The sequence below is a fragment of the Rhizobium sp. 2YAF20 genome, assembly GCF_052114685.1.
GTDB lineage: Bacteria > Pseudomonadota > Alphaproteobacteria > Rhizobiales > Rhizobiaceae > Rhizobium.
Map to the genome: position 1 here is coordinate 24055 of NZ_JBFRFF010000021.1, position 21365 is coordinate 45419.

The following is a 21365-nucleotide window of genomic DNA, read 5'->3' on the forward strand; positions in this document are numbered from 1 at the left end:
GCCAGAAGGGCGCCTCCGGTGAAAGGAGCAAAGACTACAGCGCCGTTGTTCAGCGCTGTTAAACCTCTCAGCGCTTTTGCCATTCTTTCGCCACGCCCAGACTCGTTTGAATTTACCATTCACCGGGAATTGCAACGACGACGGCGTTCGCCAATGTCGAAAGCGGCGCGCTCCAGGAATGGCATGGAAACCGCATCTTTAGAAGCAGTTCCTGGTCCAGTTTTGACGCTCCACCCGACTTGTGCCAATCATGGCGGTCAGCCTCGGTGTCGGCAAATATGGCTTGTGGACTCGCGTACCCCCCAGTGATCATATTTCCCCAGAACGAAACGGCGGCTGGGAAGCCGCCGTTTTAACCCTAGGCAAGGATTGGCTATTTCGTAGTGGAACCCGTCGATGTGGTGTCGGTCGCCGGTGCCATGCCGGTGCCTGTGGTGGCTGGAGCCTTTTCCGCAGATTGCATTGCCAGCGTCTTAAATTCAGGCGCTGCCTTCAGCGTTGCGACCGTTTCCGAGGTCGTCAGCTTAACGGTGCCGTCCTTGGGGTTCTGAGCGACCGTCACATTGTTGATTGGTACAGCGACATCCTTCTGGCCTATGCCGAGGAAACCGCCGACGCCAATGATTGCTGCCACAATGCCACCCTGCTTCTGCATGATCAGGTCGGTGACTTTGCCGATGCTCTCGTTGCTGCCGTTGTAGACCGACTGGCCGATATACGTGTTGGCACTGACCTGATCGGGGGACTGCTCGGTTAGATAAGAGCCGACCTGGGTGGTATTGGTCGTTGTTGCCGGTGCCGTTGTCGTGGTCGTCGCAGGAGCCGTCTTCGAGGCTGGAGCGGCGTTGTCTGCCGGCTGCGTTGCACTTTGTGCAAAAGTCTCAGGAGCGAAAACGGATGCTGCCACAAAGATTGCACCCGTCGCGATTGATGTGAACGTATTTGCGGGCATAATGACCTACCTTTCTTTCCGATTGCTATTGCCCCGACCATCTCGGCGGGTTTCAAAAATGGAAAATGGCTAAAAGTACAATTGGTTCCGTATTTCGGTGAAGGCGAAAAGATTGTGGAACGGTGAGACCGAAGGGCATTAGGGTAAAATAAATGGCGTCCCACCGGTCGGGCCGAACGAATGGCGCCGTGTGATGGCCAGTTCGAGTTACAACGAGACTTAATCCCGACTTCTTTCTCCTCGCCCTCTGGCGACTGAGGCTCGATGAACTGCGGCACCATTCAGGTCTGTTCGGGCGAGCCCTTGCCCTTACCATCGTCGGTCTTGGTGACACCCATTCCCGACGATTCTCGCTACGCTTATGCCGTCGTCAACCATAGGCGCGTAATCGTCCAGCCTTCGTCGCGCAAGGTCATTCGCGTCATTGAATGATGCATGATGGATGGGGGCCGGCGACCCCCGTCCATCAGTATCGGTAGTCGGGCGTGACTCATCGTCTGGTCGCCACGGCGCACGAGGTCGGGAGCCAAATCGCCTCACGTCATGCATTTGCCTATTGTCGGCTGGGAATTGGGAGCGACAACGTGGAAAAGATCACTTCGCCGCAGCAGCACGATGATTACCCGGAGCGCTGGCTTGATTGCGAGTCCGCAGTCATGGCCGCCTTCCATCAACTGGTCATAGATGCCGTCTCGGCTGGATGGGGGGAGGCCGAGGTTGCACTCGTTATTGCTGACGTTGCCGATGAATACGCGGTCGAGCTTGCGCACAAAAGCAGCCTCCCGAAAACGCCGACGAATTGCCAACGCAACTATCCAGCCTTTGGTCCCGACTTATCGAAAGGGCTTGAAGGTCTTTAACGCGACCGCAGGCAGGGGAATCAGGGCTTCCGGGTTTGCAGTCCGCTATAGGGCGCGGTAACGATTGCCGACAGCCGCAGTGCGGCTGCCATGGCTTATTTCGACGCCGCCCGTCGCCTCGCCGGCGAAGCGTTGCCCATCGTCATGCCCGGCGACCGACGCAATATTTTTGACAAGCTTTTCGGTCGGAGGGCAGCATGAACATCTTCAAACTTTTCAACCGGCAAAGAACGGCCCCGGCGGCGCGCGAACGTCTCCAGCTGCTTCTTGCGCACGAGCGCTCGTCATCGGGTTCGGATCTGATCAACCTGCTTCGGGAAGAGATTCTCGCGGTCATCTCCAAGCATGTGCAGCTCGATGCTGACAAGGTGCAGGTGAAGATCGAGCGCTCGGAATTCGTCTCAACTCTTGAGATCGACGTCGAGTTGCCGCTCAATGCGACACTGCAGGCTGCTTGAAAGACATGGGCCTCGGCCGATGCCGGCCGATTATCTCCCGAAGCAACAACACCTAGCTGGCCGCCTGTTTGAACAGTTAGCGGGAAGTGGCGATCCTTCCTACGCTTTGCGACAAGCTGCTGACAATCAGCGCAGCGACCATGGATTGCCCACTACCGGAAGTGCGTGCAGTGGCCTGCGGCGGACAACGCTGCTGGGCCGGGAATGAGTTCGGCGGTTCGGCGATCGGTTCCTGTGCGCACTATGGGGACTGGAACGATCCACCGCCAGGTTATGTCGAGGATCGACTCTATGATCTATTCCGGTACCTTTGCATCGGGCAGCTTGTGCAAACAATGGTGCTAACTGATATCGCAATTGGCTGGACAGAGTGCGTTCCGGTGCGGACGCGGGAGAGCGGTCTGGCGCCGATCGAAAGAGCGATCAGGCTTTGGTCGAGCAAAAGAATGCTGCCATTGTGCGGCGGCTGGTCGGCCACGGCAGGTTCGTGGGTGTCGAAGCCACAGCAGCGCTTGTGGCGCGTTTGCGACCTCGATTCGATTTCACGTCACGGGCGTTGGCTATAGCGAGTGAAGAACGCGTGTCTTATTGATCTGCCTTGATTCCGGCGGATGTAACGCTTGTTGGGGCCGAACCGCCTGCTCATGGCTGCATCCTTTTCGGCATCAGTGGTAGGCAATTTGTTCAGATCGGTATCAATTTCAAAACAAAATACCCTAAACAATATTCAAGTGATATCCGGGTTAGCATAGCACTCGAAAAGATGACGCCCACCGAGTTGACGGTTCGGAGCAAGGCGAACACCTCCGCCCCTCTTGGAGGGAGGCGCAAACCCGCTAAGAACAACCGGGTGGTGGTACCCAAGACGCGATCATCAGTCCGACGATGACGCACCCTATCGCCGAAAGTTCGATCGAGTGGCGTGGAAAACCAGTAGCTCCCGTAGCGGCGATAGCCAGAAGCACGACCACCGTCCCTCCCGGTGCCAGGCGGTTGCGCACGATATACGCACTCCACCGCACACGGGGGCTATGCAGAGGGCTACTGTAAATACGATGCCCAACTTGGGCGTGAACCCGAAATCGAGGCAAGGGACACGGCGCCAACCTCGATGACACCCACTGCCGATCCGCTCGCCATCGCGCAGCAGGATTGGGCTTGATCAGAGCGCCATACGCCGTAGCCGGTGAAGGAGTGGCCTGGAATCTCAAGCGCGTGTTCGCTCTGATGCCAGTCAAGTGCTTGTCGTCCAGGCACAGGGACAATCAAGAACCGGATTGAGCGTGAAGCGCCGCGCCAGAAGTGTCGGCGTGATGATCTCGCCCTCGACAACATGGATCGCGAAATAAACGACTGAGGGGAGCAATGCGAGCTACAATGTGTCGATGAGAAGAAGGCCCGCGAGAAGAAAAACACCAACGCCAATAAGTTGCCCTAAGATTGGTACAAAGTTAAGGAGGAATCCACGACGCCCCATAGCACCGGGTCGCCCAGTCCCGTTGCCCACATCGCCACGCCACTGGCTACGCCAACGACAGCGTTCATCATGGTTATGGTAATGAGATAGATGGAAATATTTTGCTCGACTTCCGGCGAGAGTTCGACAATCCGTCGTTTGTCTCGGAAGTTCGGCATTGCCTCCACCATTTTCTTCAATGAAGTAGCGGGTCGAGGCGTAGAACTGCACGCCATTACGCGGCCATCAGCGCCCTAGCACCGATATTGCCCCCGGAATCAGACCAAAGTCCGACGCGCCGTTGGACTGAAGTCCCAAGCTGGAACGGCTGGAGGGAATCGACGTTTTAACCACAGTTCCACCGTTTCGCTTCTCGCGGAGACGGTCGGTGAAGTGCAATACTTGATGGAGAGCGTCATGAAGTTGAAACTTATCGTCGTTGCCGCGACCTCGCTGGGCCTGTTGACGGGCGGAGCCTATGCCCAATCGTCCACGGTCACCGGTGCCGTTGGCGGTGCTGCGACCGGTGCCGTTATCGGCGGCCCGGTTGGTGCTGCGGTCGGCGGCGTCACGGGTGCAATTGTTGGAACGGCGATCGATCCTCCGCCGCAAAAGGTCGTCACCTACGTGCAGCAGCAGCCGCTTCCCAGTGATGAAGCCGTCGTAAAGGAAAAGGTTGTTGTTGGCGAACCCCTGCCGTCCTCGGTCGTCGTGCGACCCATTCCCGAAGATCCTCGCTACGCTTATGCCGTAGTTAACCATCAGCGTGTGATCGTCCAGCCCTCGTCGCGCAAGGTTGTTCGCGTCATCGAATGATCTATGATGGATGGGCGGGGGCCGCTGCCCCCGACCATCCGTATCGCCCCTATATGCAGCTAGCGGACGTTGCGGATGAGTTCGTGGTCGAGCTTACACCGCCTTCGCGATATGTTTTCGCCTTGATCCAGGGGCATCGTGATCCGACTTCATGATGGATCGGAGCCACGCTCGACTTGGGGGTAAGTCCCACATGGATGGACCAGCTATCATCTGAATAGGAGGCCTCGATGAAACACCATGCTCTTGAGCAATTGCAGATTGTCGCCAAGGTCAATCACGACTACCCGCACCCGGCAATGTCGCGTCGCGAACGTCTCGACCGCTGGGCGGAGTTGCTCGAACGAAACCCTCACCGACTGCTTTCAACATTGCACGGGACCGAATACCGATCGGTCACGGAGCGTGCAGTCATGCGCAGCGACGGTTCGCCGATCTCGGTGGCGTTTGACGATCCGCTTCTGCGGACAGCAGGATTGGAAAACGATAGCTACGGCGAAGCGAAGCGGTTCTTCGAACTGACGGACAATCAGCTGCACAGGCTTGTTTGCCACTGCCATTTCGGGGCAACGTTCAGCGCGTCGAATGCGGCCCATCATGTCCGCGCGATATCCACTGGAGCACATCGCGGCCTACTGGCCAGATTGCGTGATATTTTTGTGGGATAAGATTCCACCGTTCTGTTGTCGAACCGCTGTCGAGTCACTTGCGAGCTGGAAGCAGAGAGGACCCGGGCAGCGGTTGCCGGTATGGCGCTTAACAAAATCAGCGCGGGGGACGGTCAAGCTGCTATAGCCCCTAGCGAACCCAGGTTCGCGGTGTTGAGTTCGGACGCCGAGTGCCCTGGCCGCCCAGGGAATTGGAAATCTGTGCGACTGCCCGCCTTGAGTTTGCCGCCGGCCGGCGGCGAAAAGCCGGCCCGATTAAATGTGGGCCGCTCAGTGGCTATTTTGTTTACCACTGACAGAACAAGGAGACCAATTTGGCTTACGCACGATGTGCGGGTGCCAATGGGAACTGGCACCGCCCACGGCCGTTCAGGACGATGGGTAAGGAGACATTTTCATGGGTATGAACAAACCTAAGGACGGTGCTCCCGGCACCACTGACCCGCCGCCACGCTGGGAAGGCCGCGAAAACACGCCTCGCGGCTTTCTTTCTGCAAAGGACGATCCCGACGAGGCGTGCGACGCCAACGGCGAGACGAACGGCCATTAAGAAGCGATGGCTACGAGCAGAAAGGTGAATGACATCACCGGTGTCAGAACGGACGACGCTGGCCGGGCGTATCCCCTCCAGAGAATGTGCTGCAAGGTAAGTGTAGGCCCCTTAGCACCGCATTTCGCCCGTGGAGTGTTTTCTGCGTTTGGTTGGGTGGCGACCGAACGACCCCACGAGTGAGCTGTGCGGAACGGCAGACGAGCCGACCAGTCTGGAACCCATCCTACGTCTCCTCTATGCCGGCCCGGCCATTCTGCGGCCCCGAGGTGGGCACAGATGGTTGCAAAGTCTTGCAAACTGACGATTCGGTAGTCGCTAGGCACCGACTGTGACACGAGCAGCAACCGTTCGATGTCTTGCGATCGATCCGAACCCGCATCAATAATAGCATGCGCGGAACAACCCGTGCTTCCATCTGTTGTTCGCATTGTTGGAACGGGAGAGGACCGATGGTTGAGACCGACGACATCGCCCGCATATGGAGCCTCATCGATAAGATCGGCTTTTGTATGCTTTCGACGCGCTCGGGAGAACATATTAAGGCGCGACCGATGTCCGCCTACGCCGAGCCGCTCGAGAACTCGATCTATTTTCTCAGCGATGTCGCCAGCGACAAGAATGGTGAGATCGCTCGTTGGCCAAACGTCTGCCTGGCATTTGCTGATATTAGGGGCCAAAAATATGTTTCGGTGTCGGGCGTGGCCGTCGTCATTGATGATCGCGAACTCGTCAAGGAGCTTTGGGCGACGCCCGGCAAGGCATGGTGGCAAGACCAGAACAACCAGTCGATCCGTGTGCTGAAGGTCACGCCAATATCGGCCGAGTATTGGGATAGTCCGGGCACAGTAATTAGCTACATCAACATGGCGGCCGCCGCGATATCGGACACAAAGCCCGGCATGGGGGATAACGCCGAAGTGGAGTTCTAAGAGACCGGGAATGGTTCAGCTGCTTATCACCAGCAGCGCTTGAACAAACCCGCAAATGACCAAGCCTTGAGGAATGACAATGACGTAGAGATGTAGCAGCTGGTCCTTCAACCGGCGCGCAATCACATTCGGATCAACGCTGTCTGCCCTGGTGAGTCAAAACCAATATCGATGCAAACACGAGGGCTGTGGAAACGCGACGAGACAGCGATACCCGTAGTCTCGTCCCAACGGTCAAGTCCCTATCACCGCCGGCAGACCGGACTGAAGCAGAGACGTCGCAAACGTCATCGTCTTTTTGGCTTCAGAAAAATCCCCCCGCGTTAACGGCTCGCCCGTTAGGGTCGACGGCGGCGAAGGTCTCCGGCGCTAGTGCTCTGGCTCTGGGGTGGGGGCTAGCACCCCTAGGCGTCACAACATCAGTGAATACCGGATTGACCGAATTAGAAAAGGCCAAGTTGTTTTCGTCGAAAATCCGGAAGAACGCGTCCCAATCTATCTCGTCAAATTCTTCTTCCTTTTCGCCGAAATCGATCCGGAGCAAACCGCCTTCGCCCCGCGTGCGGATGACGGCTGGACTCCCATTTCGGGCCTCCACCCACTTGCGAATTTCGTTGTGGTTGGTCGTCGTGTTAGAATCGCTCATTCCAATTCTCCACTTCTTCTTCTGCTGCGGGGAGCTCCTAGGAGAATAGAAACAAGCGCTCCGTCGGCCTGAACTCCCGTCTGCTTGAGGTACGAACTACGAAGTCGTGATCGGGTTCCGATGAAAGCATAGTCCTTTGCCTGCGCGGGAGAGTTCGTCGATGATCCGATGGAGCATCTTGCGACCCCCTCCTCCGCCCCCGGCCTCTCACCGGCTGGCGCGATTGAGACCCTCAAATCGGCAGGAACTGCCTGCCGGGAGAAATTCCGAGAGACCGACAATATCGCTGGAATCGCGAGGTTCGATAACAATTCTAGCCTTCTGCATCCGAGGAATAGCTTCGTCGAACATTTTGAATGGCGAAAGAACGACGAAAGCTATGATGGCGCCGGTGCTGCCGACGATCCACTGGCCGCCACCGATGCATAGGCCAATCGCCGTCATGATCCACAGCGTCGCCGCCCCGGTGACCATGTCACCCCCCTTGAGGATCGCTCCTCCGCCGATGAAACCGACGCCGGTCAGTATGCCAAGTGGAAACCGGAGCGTATCCATAACCGCGAAGGGTTGATCGGTTCTACCGGTGGCGCCGAGAAGCAAATTGGCCTGGATCATCGCGAGGCAAGCAGCGAGGCCGACCAGCAACGTCGTTCGAAAGCCTGCTGGGTGGCCGCCGGCTTCTCGGTTGAGGCCAATGAGGCAGCCGGCGGCGACTGTCAGCGCCAGTCGCCAGGCAATTCGGCCCAAGTCGGAACGACAGGCATGATATCGAGATCCATTGGCGATATTCACCCACTATAATTTTGCGCAGGCTAGCTGGATGGCCTCAACCTTTCCGAGCAACCCTAAGCGAACATTTCCGAGACTAAAGGCGTCGGGACAAGCGAAACCGATGGCTAAACGACCGACACGCGCCGACCGCTAGCCGGAGGTCATGCGCCCTTTTACGATCCTTTCGGTACCGCGAAGGCGACGATCTCGTCGCCGTTGCGAGATTGAAGGCCACCGTGGCCACCAGCAGCAATCACAACGTATTGCCTGCCGTCCTTGCCAAGATAGGTCAAAGGCGTGGCGTTGCCGCCGGCAGGAAGCTCTCCTTCCCACAATATTTGACCGGTGCGACCGTCAAGGGCGCGGATGCTTTGGTCCGTCGTGCCGCCGATAAACACGATGCCGCTGCGGGTAGCGACGCTGCCTCCCATGCTGAACACACCCGTGGGCAAGCCGACAGGCATGCGAATGCCTAGCGGCCCCATGTTCTTTGTTGTCCCAAGCGGGCGTTGCCACACGACCTTGTGGGTGAGGAGATCGATTGCCTGCATCTGCCCCCAAGGTGGGCGGCTGCAAGGAATATTCAGGAAGTTCAGCCACGCATCGACCGTGATAGCAAACGGAGTGCCGTGCTCAGGGTTGTTGCTGAAGTCGGATTGGGGATACGGCTGCCCCCAGCCGCCCCAGGGTTTATACAGCCCCTGCTGCAAGCCCTTTTCGTATGGGGTCATCTGCAGCCTGAAAGGCATGAAGGTTGTATTGATGTACAGCAGCTTGCGGACCGGATCGATCGTCGAGCCATACCAGTCCGATGTGCCATCAAAGGCCGGCCAGCCCAAGGTCGGTTTCAGGCCCGGCGGGGTGTAAAGCCCGTCGTCGCGCATTTGCTGATACTGGATCCGGCAAACGAGTTGATCGATCGGAGTGGCGCCCCATGTATCCGCTTCCCGGAACTTGGGAGCGCGAAGCGCCGGCATTCCCACCGAAAAGGGCTGTGTCTTCGAATAGCGTTCATTCGGAATATCACCTTGGGGAACAGGCCGTTCTTCGACGGGAGAGATCGGCTTGCCGTTGCGTCGGTCGAGCAGATAGATTTCTCCCTGCTTGGTCGTCTGAACCAGCGCCGGAACGGTGGCTTCGCCATTGGTGCCAGGCAAATCGACAAGGGAAGGGCCGACGGGAACATCGAAATCCCATAGATCGTGATGGACCGTCTGGAAATGCCAACGCTCCTGTCCGGTCGTGATATCAAGCGCTACCAGCGAGCTTGAATAGGCATCATCGAAGGGACGCCGCTCCGCACCGTAATAATCCGGGGTGGCGTTGCCAAGGGGAACGAAGACGAGATTGAGCTTCGGGTCGGCGGAATAGACGCCCCACCCATTGGGCGTTCCTCGGGTATAAATGTCGTCTTTACCGAGGGGCGCGTTGGCGGGCGTCCTGCCCATATCCCACGACCACGACAACGCGCCGGTCGTCGCATCGAAGGCGCGGATCACCCCCGAGGGTTCACCGACCGCCTGGTTGTCGTAGACCCATCCTCCGAGGATCGCCCTGCCATTGATGACCATCGGAGGCGACGAAATGAAATGGAAGCCCGGCGGTACGATACCCATGTGCTCGCGAAGGTCGACCGTGCCGTGGTTGCCAAAACTCTCGCAAAGCTTGCCGGTATCGGCATCCACTTCGAACAGTCGCGGCAGGTCTGATGCCGTCGAGATGATCCGATGCGGGCAGGGCGCTCCTGCGGGCGCCTCGAAATAGGAGACGCCCCGGCAGGCCTGATAGACATTGTGAGACATGTCGCCGGCGGGATCATATCGCCATTTCAACTTTCCCGTGGTGGCGTCGAGGGCGACGACCTCCCTATGCGGCGTGCAGAAGTAGATGGCATCACCGACCTTGATCGGGGTGGCTTCAAAGATGAATTCATGGCCGCCCTTGTTTTCGCCGGGGCGCGGGAGATCACCGGTGGAGAAGGACCAAGCCTGCTTTAGTTGCGACACATTGGACGGTGTGATCTGATCAAGAGGCGAGTAACGGTCGCCAGCTGGCGTGCGACCGTAGAAATTCCACGCATCGTCAGCAACAGACGGATCGCTCTCTGTATCCCTGCTCTCCCATCCTGACGGATTGCTGAAGACCAGATAACGACTGTCACTGATGCGGTAACCAGTGGCGGCGACAAACACGATCACGGCCAACGAAAATCCGATATTTGCCCACTGCCAAGGCCGGCCGCGACCGGCCGGTCCGAGGCGGCTGGCGATCCAAGGCGACCAGATCCAGATGCCGAGCACAGCAGGCGCAATGAGACGCGGGATCAGTGACCATCCGTCCAGACCGACTTCCCAGACAGCCCAGACGGCAGTTGCGACGAGGAGGGTCGAATAGACCCTGGCGCCCACATATCTTCGCAGGCCTAGCAGGACGCCACATAGCAGAAGTCCCAGGCCAGCCAGGAGATAATAGGGGCTACCGCCGAGAAGCACCAACCATGTGCCAAGCCCGGCAAGGACCAGACCAAGAAGGACGATTACGACGCCGGTGAGAAGAACGAGAAGGGGGGTCTAGTGTTCATGGAGATGGCCCATCAAATCGATCGTACATAGAGGCCACGGGGCCCCGGCCCATCCCTGTCCGTGCGACAAATTGTCGGCCACCGCCGGACCTCAGCCCCGAAACTCGCCTTCGTTCATATCACGCTCGACGTAATTGATGTCCCAGTCCTTGGCGTCTTCATCCTCGCCCGGCGTCTTTTTATTGACTGTCGCGTCGTCCGAATGCGTGATGACCCGCGGCTTGGCGCTGCTCACGCCGTTGTTGGATCCTCCGGCATGATTGCTTTCGGACTGTCCTCTGGCATCGCGCTCGATTTGTGCCTTCGACTGCTTTTTACTTTTTTCCATGTTGGTGGCGCTCCTTAGTTGTCGGTGTGTGACTGTCTGATGTCCGGTCCGTTTCTTTCATGGCCCGGTGCAATCCTTTCTCCGCCGCCTTGGCCAGATCGTTACGATGGCGATCGGCGGCGGGGCCGTCTATCGAGCGAGCATCATCTGTCTCGGGAGGGGTGCCTTCCGGCGACGTTTCGTGTTTCGTCATTGTCGATTTCCTTCCTCGATCATCCCAGCCGACCCCAGGTGGGATTCCATTCAACGCCTTCGACAAGCTCGACGAAGACAGGTTGGCTGCTATCGGCCTTATGAGAATCTGCCAGTTTGAAGGCCGCTTCCGGCTCCATTTCTTCGCCGGGAAAGATCGTATCCTCCGTATCTGTGTTCGCGACCTTGCGCACATATCCGCGAACCTGATCGCCGGAATGATAGAATTTGATCACCAGCGATCCAGCGGGCGCGACGCCGGAAGAGTACCGCCGATAGTCAGGACGTTCCTCTGGTGCGTCGGCATCACCGGCTCTATACCAATGCGCGAGGTCTTGACCCTCCGGACGTCCCTCGTCTTCCCAGATTTGGTATGCCCGCAATCTCCGTGCATCGTCGTCAATCACGGTTCTTGCTTGCTGCTCGATGACCTTCAGGACGACTTTGCCGCGGATGTGGTTTTCCCCAAGGGCGGACCGCGCTTCTGCGGCTTGACGGAGACCGAAGGTGCTGGCAACGACGACCTTCACCTTGCCCTGATCGAGCAAAGCCGCGATCTCCTGCAGCTGGGCGCCGTTCGGCTGAGCGGTGTATCGTCCCGCCCGAATCTTCAGTTTTTTGGCGCGTGCCTTGTCCGGCTCCTGGAGTGTCGAGATCGGCGCTCCTCCCGGCTTGACGACGCTGAAGCTACGTTCCTGTGTCTCGCCCCCGATCAGGTCGAATACCAAGTCTACGGGCTCGACGATCTCTTCAAATTTCTCAGCTTTGTAATCGATCACCTGGTCGGCGCCGAGATCGGTCACGAAGTCTCTGTCTGACGAGGACACGGTCGTTGCAACCCAGGCCCCCTTCGCCTTGGCGAACTGAATGGCGAAGTGACCGACGCCGCCGGCGCCGCCATGAATGAGGACGCGTTGGCCGGATCGAAGCCCACCATGATCGAACAGGCCCTGCCACGCAGTAATGCCGGCCAGGGGTACGGCGGCGGCACCAACCGCGTCGAGCGATCGCGGCTTGGCAGCCACCTCATCAGCCCGCGCCAGGACGTACTCCTCGTAGCCACCATGTTCCGGCGACAGGAATGCAAAGACCTCGTCGCCGATCAGGAAGTTGGCAACGTCGGAACCGGCGGCAGCGATCTCGCCGCTGACATCTCGGCCGAGCACATAGGGAAGATCCTTTTCGGTGACGACCGGGTATTTGCCTTCACGCATCTTCGCATCGACCGGATTGACGCTTGCGGCAAAGACTTTGATGACAACCTCATTGGCAGCCGGGATCGGACGATCGATCTCCTCGATCGCCATGACCTCCGGCCCGCCGAAGCGATGAATGCGCACTGCTTGCATATCGATATTCCTTTGATGGTCGGGATTCTTGGTTCTTCATTCGGAAACAGCACCGCGACGCGATTGTTCCCCGGCGGGTGGAAGGGAAGGAACAACTCGGCGGATGATCGGTTTCGCCTCTGCGAACCGGAGGCACCATAACCACCGAAAATTATGCCGATGGAATGGTCGCCCTCCCATACGACAGGAGTAACCATGTCTTTGAAAGCACTAGCCTTGAACGGCACATTGAAGCCTTCGGATTCTTCTGAGGCATCCTCCACCGGAAAATTGCTTGAGCTCATTGCCGAAGAGTTCAAGAAGCACGGCGTCGAAACCGAGACGATCCGGCTGACCGATCACAATATCAAGCCAGGCGTGACGTCGGACGAAGGCGAAGGTGACGCCTGGCCGGATATCCGCAAAAAGGTCCTCAAGGCAGATATCCTGCTCGTCGGCACGCCGATCTGGCTCGGGCAACCGGGAAGTGTTAGCAAGCGGGCGCTGGAGCGCATGGATGCATTTCTCGAGGAGACCGACGATCAGGGCCGCATGGTGTCATACGGCAAGGTCGCTGCGGTTGCGGTGGTCGGCAACGAGGACGGCGCTCACCACGTGTCGGCAGAGGTCTTCCAGGCCCTCAACGATGTCGGCTTCACGATTCCGGCCAATGCCGTGGCTTACTGGGTCGGCGAGGCCATGGGATCGACGAACTTCATTGACCTGAAAAAGACCCCGGATGCGGTGTCGACAATGATATCCATGCTGGCGCGCAACACGACGCATCTCGCCAAGCTCCTGAAGAAGTCGCAATATCCAGGGGAAAAGGGGTAGCGAGCAATGGTGACGGCCACAGAAACCCGTAAGGCGCAGGTCCCACCCGCTTTCATAGAACAGCACCAACATGCTCGGAGTTTGACCGCATTGCGGCGACAAGCAGAGGCCTGTGAACGCTGCGATCTCTACAAGCATGCGACCCAAACCGTGTTCGGCGAGGGGCCATCGAAGCGAGGGTGGTCTTTGTGGGCGAGCAGCCGGGAGATCATGAAGACATCGCCGGCAAGCCCTTCGTCGGCCCGGCGGCAGGCTGCTCGACGAATGCCTTGAGGAAGCCTGCGTCGATCGTTCGCTCTGTTACGTGACCAATGCGGTCAAGCACTTCAAGTTCGAACAGCGCGGCAAGCGGCGTCTTCACGCGAAGCCGAAGGCCGGCGAGATACAACGTTGCGCGTGGTGCTGGGCGGCGAACTGGATCTCCTCCGGCCTGATCTAATCGTGGCGCTCGGCGCGACGGCCCTTTACGCTTTGATGGGTCGATCAGTCGGATTGACAAAGGAGCGGGGCCACGTCCTGCAAGTGGTAGACGGCACGCATATTCTCGTGACGATCCATCCTTCCTATCTGCTGCGCATCCGCGATCACGATGATCGCGAAAGCGAGCGGCGGAACTTCGTCAGTGATCTCCGGGCTGTACACCGCTATCTGGATCCTCACGTGGTGGCGGCAAGGCGAAACCCTTAAGGATCGAAGGTGCTGACGGCCGTAAGTTCTGGCTGCGGCCCGAGCTGTTCTTCATCGGTCCAGAGGTTATCGGCGAGATCGCCGAGAGATTGCAGCACGAGACGACGAGGCCAGCAGGCCGTGACGGCTTCATCAACAATGGCCAGAAAGGATGCCTCAAGCGCCTGTTGGCACTCAAGGTCATCGTCGCGCGGATTGTCATTCGGCGGTTTTACCTGTGACACGATTGCTGCTCCCTCCCGCATCCGGTAAACGGCGCGTCAGCGCTTCGGTTGCTTGCCGAAGTCCTTGCGCAATTCGTCCTTGGCCCGGTCCAATGTCGCCAGGCGTGATTTGGACAGCTGCTTACCGGCGCGATTGATGTAGAACGTCAGCATCGACATCGCAGACTGGAACGGGCTTGCCTTTCGCCTGGGGCTTTCCTCGGCGGAATGCTTCAGCGAATCCGCGATCTTCTTGGCACTGCGCTGCTTAAAGACGCCGCCTTCGAGGTCCATCGCGTCGCTATTGTCGGTCACGTCTTGCGACCACTTTTGCTTGGATTTCTTTTTCGGCATCGGATCCTCCGCATGGGAAGCGGCGCCATGGGTGCCGGCGCCGTATCAGGGGTCAATGATGAGCGTGGTGCTCATTGCGCTTGCGAGTGGCAGCGGCCTTTTTGGCCGAAGCGGAACGCTCTTCCTTGGTCCGCGATGCGGCCGCAGCACCTCCCTTGCGCCCGCCCTTTTCGGAGGAGGCATGGTTTTCGGCATGGCCGCGGCCGGAGCCAGACTTCTTGCCACCACCGCTTTCCTTGTTAACGGTGGCCCAGGCACGGCGCTCGGCTTCCTTCTCGGAAACGCCACGGTCTTCGTAGCCTTCCTCAATGTGCTCGGCCTTGCGCTTTTGCTTGTCGGTATAGGCTGACTTGTCACCTTGGGGCATGGAACATCTCCTCAGCTGATGTGGATCGAGGAAAACTGCGGTTTCGCAGCAAAGTTCCGCGGCGATTTGACATCGAGCGGGTGAACTCATGTCAGGCGTATCGTGGCGTTGCGGCGTTTTGGCCCGGCCTTTCTGGCACGCGGAACCAATGCGGACCGGCGGGGTTTTTTGGCATAACCCCGACCATGACATCGAAAGGCATTGGGAGCAGCGGGTGATGGAGGGCGATCCAAAATTCGAGGCCTCGCAAGGCATTCCCAACGTGCCATATCATCGATTTGCAGAGCTCATTGGCCTCAAGGGCCTGTTTGTCGATCGCCCGGAAAATTTGGGTCCGGCCTGGGACGAAGCGCTTGCCTCCGATCGGCCGGTCTTATTTGAAGTGAAGACGGACCCCGAAGTCCCGCCGCTGCCGCCGCATCTGACGTTGGAGCAGGTCAAAAAACTCACGACGACGCTGGTGAAGGGCGATCCCAATGAGGAAGGTATCATTCGCGGCACGGTGCGGCAGGTGCTGAGTTCAGTCCTGCCGGGAAAGAACGAGTGAAACACATACAGGGCTTAACCCTTTGGGCATATTGCGGAGCTTCAATGAGCTCCGGTTGGCCGTGAAGTTGAAGTTTCGTCAGCACTTGCTGGGCGAGCGTCCGTGGAATTCGGCTTGCCGTATCCTACACTCGATTTTCTTCGAATTGCTCTGCGCCTTCGATCGGATGAAGCCAAGCTTCTCGTCGCGTAATCCAAAGCTCGTATGTGGGAGCAAGGGGCGTCGGCGCGTCTGTCAGCGTGCCTAGCTTGATCTCCGCCTCTCTCTCGTCGGCGGAGAACATCCGCGACCCACATTCGGGGCAGAACCGACGGCCAGCGAATTCCGTCGTATCGCCCTTGCTCTCGAACGGGCCGGCTGGCCACACAGCGAAGTAGGTGAAGGCAGACCCGCTTTCCTGTCTACAATCTGTGCAATGGCAGATGCCGATCCGGGTCGGTTGGCCCCGAACCGTGATCCGCACTTCCGCAACGGCAGGATCCCGCCAGCGTGCTCATGTCGCCGGTCCCGTGCCGTCATCAATGACCTCCGTGTCCGGGCGGTCACCACCATCGGCATGTTCCGTCTGCCAGCGACCATCGGAAAGCTGATATGAGATCTCGGCGTCGCGGCCCTCGACATGCTGTCGTTGTGCAGCGGATTTGGCGGCGGCAACAGCTGTGTCGTGGTCGGGGAACGTTTCCGACCAGACATCTCCGAGGCGATACCCGTAGCCACCGTCGTGCTCACCGACATGATATGTGATCGTCGTCATTCAATTTTCCTTCTTCGAATTCGCATTTCAAATAGGGCGCGGTGGCCATCTTCCAACGCCAATTCAGAGGTGGCACTCAGGAGACAAGCCCGATTTCCCGATTTCAAACCCGGCCAGCCGAGAGCCGCTCAACGCGTGCATCCAGGAACAGAGTAAGTTCTTTCGCTGTCGATTCCGGATCTTCCCTTTGCGGAAAATGACCGACGTTCTGCAGGAGGATGCGCTGGAACGGGCCTGTGAACTTCTCGTGGACATTCTCGGACACTTTCGGTGGGTTGACCCCATCTTCGTCCCCCTGGATGTAGATGGCGGGTAAAGATAGCGTCTTCTTCTCCTTGATTGGGTCTTCGAGCCATAGGCTTCGGGCATCCGGCTCGGCCTCGCCACAACGCACGCGGTAGCTGTGCAGCGTCACGGCAACCCAGTCCGGATTGTCGAAGGACTTCGAGACCTGTTCGAACGTACGCTCGTCGAACCAGTCGTCCGGGCCCCAGTTCTCCCATTGGAGATGCGTGAACGATTTGCGATCGTCGGCAATAGCCTTCGCGCCGCGCTCGGTCGCCATGAACCAGTGGTACCAGTAGCGTTGAGCCTGCGAGAACGGCGGCATGGCTAGTCCTCCCAGTCGCGGCATGCTCGAAAGCAAGGCGATATTCGCCACCCGATCCGGCCAGCCGATCGCCAGCGCTTCGGCGATGTTCGAGCCCCAATATTGCGAGGATGCCGCTGTTCGCCGTTCGCGGCGCATCGTCGCGTTTGAACACGCTTTCGCCGAAGCCCCTGATTGTTGGCACGATCAGGCGATAGCGGTGACCCGGAAAGCGCGCGATGACCTCGTCCGAGGTAGAGGCGTTGTTGGGCCATCCGTGGAGAAGCAGCACGGGCTCGCCGTGAGCGCTTCGATGCTTGGTGAATGAATGCGGACGTCGTCGGCTTGGACATGATCGCTCCTTGACGTGAATTTCAACACCGCGGCGATCACTTGGTTCCGCTCGAACGGCCGAGGCGGAACAAGTTGCGGTCACCAAGGTTTGTCTCGTTTCAACGATGAACCTTGCTCGCGGTCACGAGCGCCGCACTCGCGGCATCTGCGTTCCCGGCATTCTCGCAGACCAACTCAAAGGAAACCATTGTCATGCAGGACCCAACCACCAAATACCCCAAGCCTCCCTTCGAGAAACAGAAGCAGCCGTTCCCTGGGCTCGCCGCCAGGATGAACCCCAAGCCGGACCACGGTGAGACCTCCTACAGGGGATCTGGGCGCCTTGCCGGTCGGAAAGCACTGATCACCGGCGGCGATTCCGGCATGGGCCGTGCCGCGGCGATCGCCTATGCCCGCGAAGGAGCGGATGTCGCGATCAACTATCTTCCGGATGAAGAGCCGGATGCGAAAGAGGTTATCGCGCTCATCGAGAAGGAAGGTCGCAAGGCTGTCGCTCTTCCCGGCGATCTCCGCGATGCGGCATTCTGCGAGAAGCTCGTCGAGGACGCTGTCGAAGCTCTTGGCGGTCTCGATATCTTCGTGAACAATGCCGGGCGCCAGCAGCAGGCGGGCAAGCTGTCGGACATCACGTCGGAGGCTTTCGACGCGACGATCAAGACGAACATCTACGCCATGTTCTGGCTGACGAAGGCGGCGCTGAAGCACCTTCAACCTGGTTCGGCCATCATCATCACGACGTCGGAGCAGGCCTACGATCCTTCCGAAAATCTGGTCGACTACGCCATGACCAAAGCTGCCGGCATGAGCTTCACGAAGTCGATGGCCAAGCAGCTCGGGCCGAAAGGCATCCGGGTCAATGGCGTCGCTCCAGGCCCGATTTGGACGCCTCTCCAGGTGGCAGGCGGCGCGACCATGGAAAAGCTTGAGCAGTTCGGAGGCAAAACCCCGTTGGGCCGTCCTGGACAGCCGGCCGAACTGGCATCGATCTATGTCCAGCTTGCAGATCCAACGGCGAGCTACGCGACGGGTCAGGTCTACGGCGCGGCCGGCGGCAGTGGCCAGCCCTGAACGACTAGATCTGGACCTCCGTGCATTGAGCGCATCGCCAGAGGGTGACGTGCAGTTGTTCCGCGGCTTCGAACTACAGACCGTGCATGTCGACGCCGGTGCGATCCGGCTTCGCGTCGGAGGAAACGGCCCGCCCGTCCTCCTCCTGCACGGGCACCCGCGCACCCATATGACCTGGGGCAGCGTCGCCGGTCTTCTCGCGCCCTCATTCACTGTCATATGTCCTGACCTTCCCGGCTTCGGGCAACCTATATACCGCCAGACGCGCCTGACAGCCGCCACTCGTCGAAAGAGGCGAAGGCTGCAGCCATGGTGGAACTCATGAGAAGAATGGGCCACCACGAATTCTTCCTGGTCGGTCACGACCGAGGCAGCCTCACCGCATTCCGAATGGCGATGAACCACGGGCAAGCGGTGCGGAAGCTGATCCTCGTCGATGGCCTTCCAGTGCTTGAGCATCTCGAGCGAGCCGACTGGAGGTTTGCGCGGGACTGGTACCACTGGTTTTTCTTCGCCCAGCCGGATAAGCCGGAGCGTGGAGCGTGTGATCTCCGCTGACCCCGAGGCATGGTATAAACTCTCGCCCGATCTCATGGGCGAAGAAGCATACGCCGATATTCGCAAGGCCATCCACCGGCCCGAAACCTTGCGCGGGATGATCGAGGACATCGCGCAGGTATTCGCATCGATCACCTTCACGACAAGGCGGATCGCGACGCCAGCCGGAAAATCGGATGTCCAATGCTCTGCCTCTGGTCGCTCCGGGACGATCTCGAAAAGATCTACGGCGATCCCTGGCGATCTGGAAGGACTGGGCGACTGACGTCCGAGGATATGGCATTGATAGCGGGCACCATGTGGCCGAGGAAAACCCGGGCGATCTTGCAAAGGCAATCACCAGCTTCCTTAGAACGTAGCCGCTGACGATGCGCCAATCGCCCGCGGAACTTCCGGTGCGACTTTGTGTTTCACCAGTCGTACCGGGTCGCAGGTTAGGGAGGGATCAAACATTGCCTGGTAACTGGATTCATCTTTGTATCGACATGCAACGCATGTTTGCAGAGGAGACGCCCTGGCATGTCCGATGGATGAGAGAGGTCTCGCCGCAGATAGAAGAGCTCGCCGGCCGTCATGCCGAGAGGACGATCTTCACAAGGTTCGTCACGCCCGTCAGGCCGCAGGACGTGTCAGGCATGTGGCAGCCATACTACGAGAAATGGCGCCAGATGACCCGTGAGCATCTCGATCCGGATCTTCTCGATCTTGTCCCATCACTGAAGCGACTTCTTCCGCCTGCCCGTCTGTTCGACAAGATGACGTATTCGCCCTGGGTCGGCGGCGAACTGCATGGGGTCCTGTCGAGCGACGGCGTCGACGCCGTGGTGATCACGGGAGGGGAGACCGATGTCTGCGTTCTCTCCGCCGCGTTGGGGGCGATCGATCTCGGATATCACGTCGTCGTCTTGCGCGACGCGGTTTGCAGCGGAGCGGACGAGACACACGATGCCACCCTCGAACTTCTGGGAGACCGTTTCTCCGTCCAACTCGATCTCGTCACGACCGAGGAATTCCTGCTGTCTTTGCGGTAGTGCTCTTCGAAGGTTTCCTCTTCCTGCGATTCCCACGACACACTTTGTCCTACGAATTTGTAATAGGCTAATGAGCATTCTGGTTGCACAGGTATCGAAAGGGGATATGGTCGACGCATTCGGTTGGATCCGTCATATCGTCCTTCCGAATAATTGGATCGTGCGGGCAAAAATGTCGATTTCCGATGGCGAGAAGGATTCTAAGTTTGTCGAAGGCCACCTTGGAGACCCAGAGGGCGTGAAAGTGGCTCAGGCCGGACATGATGCGGCAGCCTTCCTGGCCGCCATCGTGGAATCTTCGGATGACGCTATCGTTAGCAAGAGTCTATCCGGCGTCATCACCTCCTGGAACAAGGGTGCGGAGCGCCTTTTTGGTTACACGGCGGAAGAAGCGATCAATCGGCCAATCACGATCGTCATCCCCGAAGACAGGCTCGACGAGGAGCCGGCAATCCTCGGCCGTATCCGTGCCGGTGAGCGGGTCGATCATTTCGAGACGGTACGACGGCACAAGGACCGCAGCCTTATCGACATATCGCTTACCATCTCGCCCATACGTGATGGCAGCGGAAAGGTTATCGGCGCTTCCAAGATCGCCCGTAACATATCCGAAAGAAAGCGAGCTGCGGAACACCAGGAACTTCTTTTGCGGGAAATGCATCATCGCGTGAAGAACCTCTTCGCCATAACGAGCAGCATCATTGGCCTTGCAGCCAAGTCGGCGCAAACGCCGGCCGATCTTGCCTCGCGTATGAGGGACAGCTTGATGGCTCTGTCGCGGGCGCACGAGATGACGCTGCCGACACTGAGCGATAGCGACAGCGTCGGAGACAGCCACACCACGCTGTTTCAGCTCCTTTCGAATATCCTCGCGCCCCACGGCCACGACGGCTCGGATCGATGGAAGCTCAATGGCTGCGACGTCGAAGTGAGCGGTGAGAAGATCACCAACCTTGCTCTCCTGTTTCATGAATTCGCGACCAACGCGGCAAAATATGGCGCGCTGTCGGTCGAAGACGGAAAGTTGTCCATCACGATTGCGATCGAAGACGAAACTGTGGGAATCACTTGGCTTGAGAGCGGTTCCTCTTCGGGAACCGACACAGATCGCGGCGCGATCGGCTTTGGGGGCAGGCTTGAGCAGATGATCGGGCAGAGCCTGAAACTCAGTATAACGCGAGAGTGGCTACCGGATGGGCTCTGCATCCGCCTGTCTGCTCCTTATGACGTCTTTGGCAAATAGAAGCTATTTCACGCGATCTGCTGTATCGAACCGTGGCTGAGTGACGAATATCCTTGCGCCAGCACAGAGGACAGGTTTCGCGCAGAGATGTCGTTCTGAAGCGACGGATTTGAAGCTGTTTTAGCGATCTACAATCAGAACGGTTTTCCTGTAAATTCCGCCTAGTGTAAGCGGCCCTTGGGCTGGAACTTCCAACTTTCAGGGTGTTGAGCGTGAAATCCGTCTGAAATCAGGCGGA

The 21365-nt window shown here is 58.6% G+C and carries 25 protein-coding genes and 6 pseudogenes; 18 read left to right on the plus strand and 13 right to left on the minus strand.

Features of this window, described 5'->3' with window-relative positions; translation table 11 throughout:
* Positions 1-373: 373 nt before the first annotated feature.
* Positions 374-952: a PRC-barrel domain-containing protein gene (locus tag AB4Z52_RS21615; protein WP_442219963.1), complete on the minus strand. Its 579-nt coding sequence runs from the start codon at positions 950-952 to the stop codon at positions 374-376.
* Between the two features lie 264 nt (positions 953-1216).
* Here AB4Z52_RS21615 and AB4Z52_RS21620 point away from each other — a divergent pair, with 264 nt between their 5' ends.
* The 8 genes and pseudogenes from AB4Z52_RS21620 to AB4Z52_RS21655 all read left to right on the plus strand — a co-directional run bounded on the left by AB4Z52_RS21620 (position 1217) and on the right by AB4Z52_RS21655 (position 6692).
* On the plus strand, positions 1217-1384 hold the full coding sequence (locus AB4Z52_RS21620) for a DUF1236 domain-containing protein (RefSeq protein ID WP_442219964.1): 168 nt from the start codon (positions 1217-1219) through the stop codon (positions 1382-1384).
* 152 nt (positions 1385-1536) lie between these two features.
* Positions 1537-1812: a hypothetical protein gene (locus tag AB4Z52_RS21625; RefSeq protein ID WP_442219965.1), complete on the plus strand. Its 276-nt coding sequence runs from the start codon at positions 1537-1539 to the stop codon at positions 1810-1812.
* A 57-nt stretch (positions 1813-1869) separates the two neighbouring features.
* Positions 1870-2013: pseudogene (locus AB4Z52_RS21630) on the plus strand (septum site-determining protein MinD); the annotation flags it as partial.
* The gene (gene minE, locus AB4Z52_RS21635) at positions 2010-2270 is read left to right on the plus strand and encodes a cell division topological specificity factor MinE (RefSeq protein WP_442219966.1); all 261 of its coding nucleotides are present in this window, start codon (positions 2010-2012) and stop codon (positions 2268-2270) included. The pseudogene AB4Z52_RS21630 and the gene minE, both read left to right, overlap by 4 nt.
* 1873 nt (positions 2271-4143) lie before the next feature.
* The gene (locus AB4Z52_RS21640) at positions 4144-4542 is read left to right on the plus strand and encodes a DUF1236 domain-containing protein (RefSeq protein ID WP_442219967.1); all 399 of its coding nucleotides are present in this window, start codon (positions 4144-4146) and stop codon (positions 4540-4542) included.
* Between the two features lie 230 nt (positions 4543-4772).
* Positions 4773-5210 (plus strand): hypothetical protein, encoded by a 438-nt coding sequence (locus tag AB4Z52_RS21645; RefSeq protein WP_442219968.1) that lies wholly within the window; start codon positions 4773-4775, stop codon positions 5208-5210.
* Between the two features lie 397 nt (positions 5211-5607).
* Positions 5608-5760: a hypothetical protein gene (locus AB4Z52_RS21650; RefSeq protein WP_442219969.1), complete on the plus strand. Its 153-nt coding sequence runs from the start codon at positions 5608-5610 to the stop codon at positions 5758-5760.
* 452 nt (positions 5761-6212) lie between these two features.
* The gene (locus AB4Z52_RS21655; RefSeq protein ID WP_442219970.1) at positions 6213-6692 is read left to right on the plus strand and encodes a pyridoxamine 5'-phosphate oxidase family protein; all 480 of its coding nucleotides are present in this window, start codon (positions 6213-6215) and stop codon (positions 6690-6692) included.
* 448 nt (positions 6693-7140) lie between these two features.
* On the opposite strand, the pseudogene AB4Z52_RS21660 reads toward AB4Z52_RS21655, so the two are convergent.
* The 6 genes and pseudogenes from AB4Z52_RS21660 to AB4Z52_RS21685 form a co-directional block, all read right to left on the minus strand.
* Positions 7141-7338, minus strand: a pseudogene (locus AB4Z52_RS21660) (hypothetical protein); the annotation flags it as partial.
* Between the two features lie 207 nt (positions 7339-7545).
* Positions 7546-8085 carry an MgtC/SapB family protein gene (locus AB4Z52_RS21665; protein WP_442219971.1) on the minus strand — a complete coding sequence of 180 codons (540 nt, stop codon included), beginning with the start codon at positions 8083-8085 and terminating at the stop codon, positions 7546-7548.
* Positions 8086-8282: 197 nt separating this feature from the next.
* Positions 8283-10649 (minus strand): annotated as a pseudogene (locus AB4Z52_RS21670) (membrane-bound PQQ-dependent dehydrogenase, glucose/quinate/shikimate family); the annotation flags it as partial.
* Positions 10650-10781: 132 nt separating this feature from the next.
* Positions 10782-11018: a hypothetical protein gene (locus AB4Z52_RS21675; protein WP_442219972.1), complete on the minus strand. Its 237-nt coding sequence runs from the start codon at positions 11016-11018 to the stop codon at positions 10782-10784.
* The gene (locus AB4Z52_RS21680) at positions 11005-11211 is read right to left on the minus strand and encodes a hypothetical protein (RefSeq protein ID WP_442219973.1); all 207 of its coding nucleotides are present in this window, start codon (positions 11209-11211) and stop codon (positions 11005-11007) included. Before AB4Z52_RS21680 ends, AB4Z52_RS21675 begins: the two co-directional genes overlap by 14 nt.
* A gap of 19 nt (positions 11212-11230) precedes the next feature.
* On the minus strand, positions 11231-12559 hold the full coding sequence (locus tag AB4Z52_RS21685) for a zinc-binding dehydrogenase (protein WP_442219974.1): 1329 nt from the start codon (positions 12557-12559) through the stop codon (positions 11231-11233).
* A gap of 195 nt (positions 12560-12754) precedes the next feature.
* Between AB4Z52_RS21685 and AB4Z52_RS21690 the strand changes: the two genes are divergently transcribed.
* The 4 genes and pseudogenes from AB4Z52_RS21690 to AB4Z52_RS21705 all read left to right on the plus strand — a co-directional run.
* Positions 12755-13372, plus strand: a complete 618-nt coding sequence (locus AB4Z52_RS21690) for a flavodoxin family protein (protein ID WP_442219975.1) — start codon at positions 12755-12757, stop codon at positions 13370-13372.
* A 188-nt stretch (positions 13373-13560) separates the two neighbouring features.
* The gene (locus AB4Z52_RS21695; protein ID WP_442219976.1) at positions 13561-13680 is read left to right on the plus strand and encodes a hypothetical protein; all 120 of its coding nucleotides are present in this window, start codon (positions 13561-13563) and stop codon (positions 13678-13680) included.
* Positions 13626-13811, plus strand: a complete 186-nt coding sequence (locus AB4Z52_RS21700; RefSeq protein WP_442220044.1) for a hypothetical protein — start codon at positions 13626-13628, stop codon at positions 13809-13811. The genes AB4Z52_RS21695 and AB4Z52_RS21700 overlap by 55 nt, the downstream gene beginning before the upstream one ends.
* Positions 13736-14059, plus strand: a pseudogene (locus tag AB4Z52_RS21705) (uracil-DNA glycosylase family protein); the annotation flags it as partial. The gene AB4Z52_RS21700 and the pseudogene AB4Z52_RS21705, both read left to right, overlap by 76 nt.
* Here AB4Z52_RS21705 and AB4Z52_RS21710 read toward each other — a convergent pair.
* From AB4Z52_RS21710 to AB4Z52_RS21720, 3 genes are read right to left on the minus strand one after another with little or no spacing between them, the layout of a single operon-like run.
* Positions 14056-14283 carry a hypothetical protein gene (locus tag AB4Z52_RS21710; protein WP_442219977.1) on the minus strand — a complete coding sequence of 76 codons (228 nt, stop codon included), beginning with the start codon at positions 14281-14283 and terminating at the stop codon, positions 14056-14058. The pseudogene AB4Z52_RS21705 and the gene AB4Z52_RS21710 overlap by 4 nt on opposite strands.
* A gap of 36 nt (positions 14284-14319) precedes the next feature.
* Positions 14320-14616 (minus strand): DUF3175 domain-containing protein, encoded by a 297-nt coding sequence (locus tag AB4Z52_RS21715; RefSeq protein WP_442219978.1) that lies wholly within the window; start codon positions 14614-14616, stop codon positions 14320-14322.
* A gap of 52 nt (positions 14617-14668) precedes the next feature.
* A complete protein-coding gene (locus AB4Z52_RS21720) occupies positions 14669-14983 on the minus strand; it encodes a plasmid stabilization protein (protein ID WP_156537383.1) in 315 nt (104 codons plus the stop codon).
* Between the two features lie 88 nt (positions 14984-15071).
* Between AB4Z52_RS21720 and AB4Z52_RS21725 the strand changes: the two genes are divergently transcribed.
* Entirely contained in the window at positions 15072-15530 is a 459-nt protein-coding gene (locus tag AB4Z52_RS21725; RefSeq protein ID WP_442219979.1) for a thiamine pyrophosphate-dependent enzyme, read from the plus strand.
* Between the two features lie 124 nt (positions 15531-15654).
* Here the strand turns inward: AB4Z52_RS21725 and AB4Z52_RS21730 are convergent.
* From AB4Z52_RS21730 to AB4Z52_RS21740, 3 genes and pseudogenes are all read right to left on the minus strand, one after another.
* Positions 15655-16027 (minus strand): annotated as a pseudogene (locus AB4Z52_RS21730) (GFA family protein).
* Entirely contained in the window at positions 16024-16284 is a 261-nt protein-coding gene (locus AB4Z52_RS21735) for a DUF2188 domain-containing protein (RefSeq protein WP_442219980.1), read from the minus strand. Before AB4Z52_RS21735 ends, AB4Z52_RS21730 begins: the two are co-directional and overlap by 4 nt.
* Positions 16285-16387: 103 nt before the next feature.
* A complete protein-coding gene (locus AB4Z52_RS21740) occupies positions 16388-16945 on the minus strand; it encodes an alpha/beta hydrolase (RefSeq protein ID WP_442220045.1) in 558 nt (185 codons plus the stop codon).
* Between AB4Z52_RS21740 and AB4Z52_RS21745 the strand changes: the two genes are divergently transcribed.
* The 5 genes and pseudogenes from AB4Z52_RS21745 (at position 16893) to AB4Z52_RS21765 (ending at position 21127) form a co-directional block, all read left to right on the plus strand.
* The gene (locus AB4Z52_RS21745) at positions 16893-17201 is read left to right on the plus strand and encodes a hypothetical protein (protein ID WP_442220050.1); all 309 of its coding nucleotides are present in this window, start codon (positions 16893-16895) and stop codon (positions 17199-17201) included. The genes AB4Z52_RS21740 and AB4Z52_RS21745 overlap by 53 nt on opposite strands.
* A gap of 218 nt (positions 17202-17419) precedes the next feature.
* Positions 17420-18295, plus strand: a complete 876-nt coding sequence (locus AB4Z52_RS21750) for an SDR family oxidoreductase (protein WP_442219981.1) — start codon at positions 17420-17422, stop codon at positions 18293-18295.
* A gap of 55 nt (positions 18296-18350) precedes the next feature.
* Positions 18351-19212, plus strand: a pseudogene (locus AB4Z52_RS21755) (alpha/beta fold hydrolase).
* Between the two features lie 93 nt (positions 19213-19305).
* Positions 19306-19884, plus strand: a complete 579-nt coding sequence (locus tag AB4Z52_RS21760) for a cysteine hydrolase family protein (protein WP_442219982.1) — start codon at positions 19306-19308, stop codon at positions 19882-19884.
* 106 nt (positions 19885-19990) lie between these two features.
* A complete protein-coding gene (locus AB4Z52_RS21765; RefSeq protein WP_442219983.1) occupies positions 19991-21127 on the plus strand; it encodes a PAS domain S-box protein in 1137 nt (378 codons plus the stop codon).
* Positions 21128-21365 lie beyond the last annotated feature (238 nt).

What these genes read in the sequence shown, in the direction of transcription:
- AB4Z52_RS21750 (WP_442219981.1), top strand. Translation starts at nt 17,420, where the DNA reads ATGCAGGACCCAACCACCAAATACCCCAAGCCTCCCTTCGAGAAACAG.
- AB4Z52_RS21675 (WP_442219972.1), bottom strand. Translation starts at nt 11,018, where the DNA reads ATGGAAAAAAGTAAAAAGCAGTCGAAGGCACAAATCGAGCGCGATGCC.
- AB4Z52_RS21615 (WP_442219963.1), bottom strand. Translation starts at nt 952, where the DNA reads ATGCCCGCAAATACGTTCACATCAATCGCGACGGGTGCAATCTTTGTG.
- AB4Z52_RS21650 (WP_442219969.1), top strand. Translation starts at nt 5,608, where the DNA reads ATGGGTATGAACAAACCTAAGGACGGTGCTCCCGGCACCACTGACCCG.
- AB4Z52_RS21685 (WP_442219974.1), bottom strand. Translation starts at nt 12,559, where the DNA reads ATGCAAGCAGTGCGCATTCATCGCTTCGGCGGGCCGGAGGTCATGGCG.
- AB4Z52_RS21655 (WP_442219970.1), top strand. Translation starts at nt 6,213, where the DNA reads ATGGTTGAGACCGACGACATCGCCCGCATATGGAGCCTCATCGATAAG.
- AB4Z52_RS21680 (WP_442219973.1), bottom strand. Translation starts at nt 11,211, where the DNA reads ATGACGAAACACGAAACGTCGCCGGAAGGCACCCCTCCCGAGACAGAT.
- AB4Z52_RS21715 (WP_442219978.1), bottom strand. Translation starts at nt 14,616, where the DNA reads ATGCCGAAAAAGAAATCCAAGCAAAAGTGGTCGCAAGACGTGACCGAC.
- AB4Z52_RS21690 (WP_442219975.1), top strand. Translation starts at nt 12,755, where the DNA reads ATGTCTTTGAAAGCACTAGCCTTGAACGGCACATTGAAGCCTTCGGAT.
- AB4Z52_RS21765 (WP_442219983.1), top strand. Translation starts at nt 19,991, where the DNA reads ATGGTCGACGCATTCGGTTGGATCCGTCATATCGTCCTTCCGAATAAT.
- AB4Z52_RS21745 (WP_442220050.1), top strand. Translation starts at nt 16,893, where the DNA reads ATGGCTAGTCCTCCCAGTCGCGGCATGCTCGAAAGCAAGGCGATATTC.
- AB4Z52_RS21645 (WP_442219968.1), top strand. Translation starts at nt 4,773, where the DNA reads ATGAAACACCATGCTCTTGAGCAATTGCAGATTGTCGCCAAGGTCAAT.
- AB4Z52_RS21640 (WP_442219967.1), top strand. Translation starts at nt 4,144, where the DNA reads ATGAAGTTGAAACTTATCGTCGTTGCCGCGACCTCGCTGGGCCTGTTG.
- AB4Z52_RS21735 (WP_442219980.1), bottom strand. Translation starts at nt 16,284, where the DNA reads ATGACGACGATCACATATCATGTCGGTGAGCACGACGGTGGCTACGGG.
- AB4Z52_RS21620 (WP_442219964.1), top strand. Translation starts at nt 1,217, where the DNA reads ATGAACTGCGGCACCATTCAGGTCTGTTCGGGCGAGCCCTTGCCCTTA.
- AB4Z52_RS21725 (WP_442219979.1), top strand. Translation starts at nt 15,072, where the DNA reads ATGTCAGGCGTATCGTGGCGTTGCGGCGTTTTGGCCCGGCCTTTCTGG.
- AB4Z52_RS21720 (WP_156537383.1), bottom strand. Translation starts at nt 14,983, where the DNA reads ATGCCCCAAGGTGACAAGTCAGCCTATACCGACAAGCAAAAGCGCAAG.
- minE (WP_442219966.1), top strand. Translation starts at nt 2,010, where the DNA reads ATGAACATCTTCAAACTTTTCAACCGGCAAAGAACGGCCCCGGCGGCG.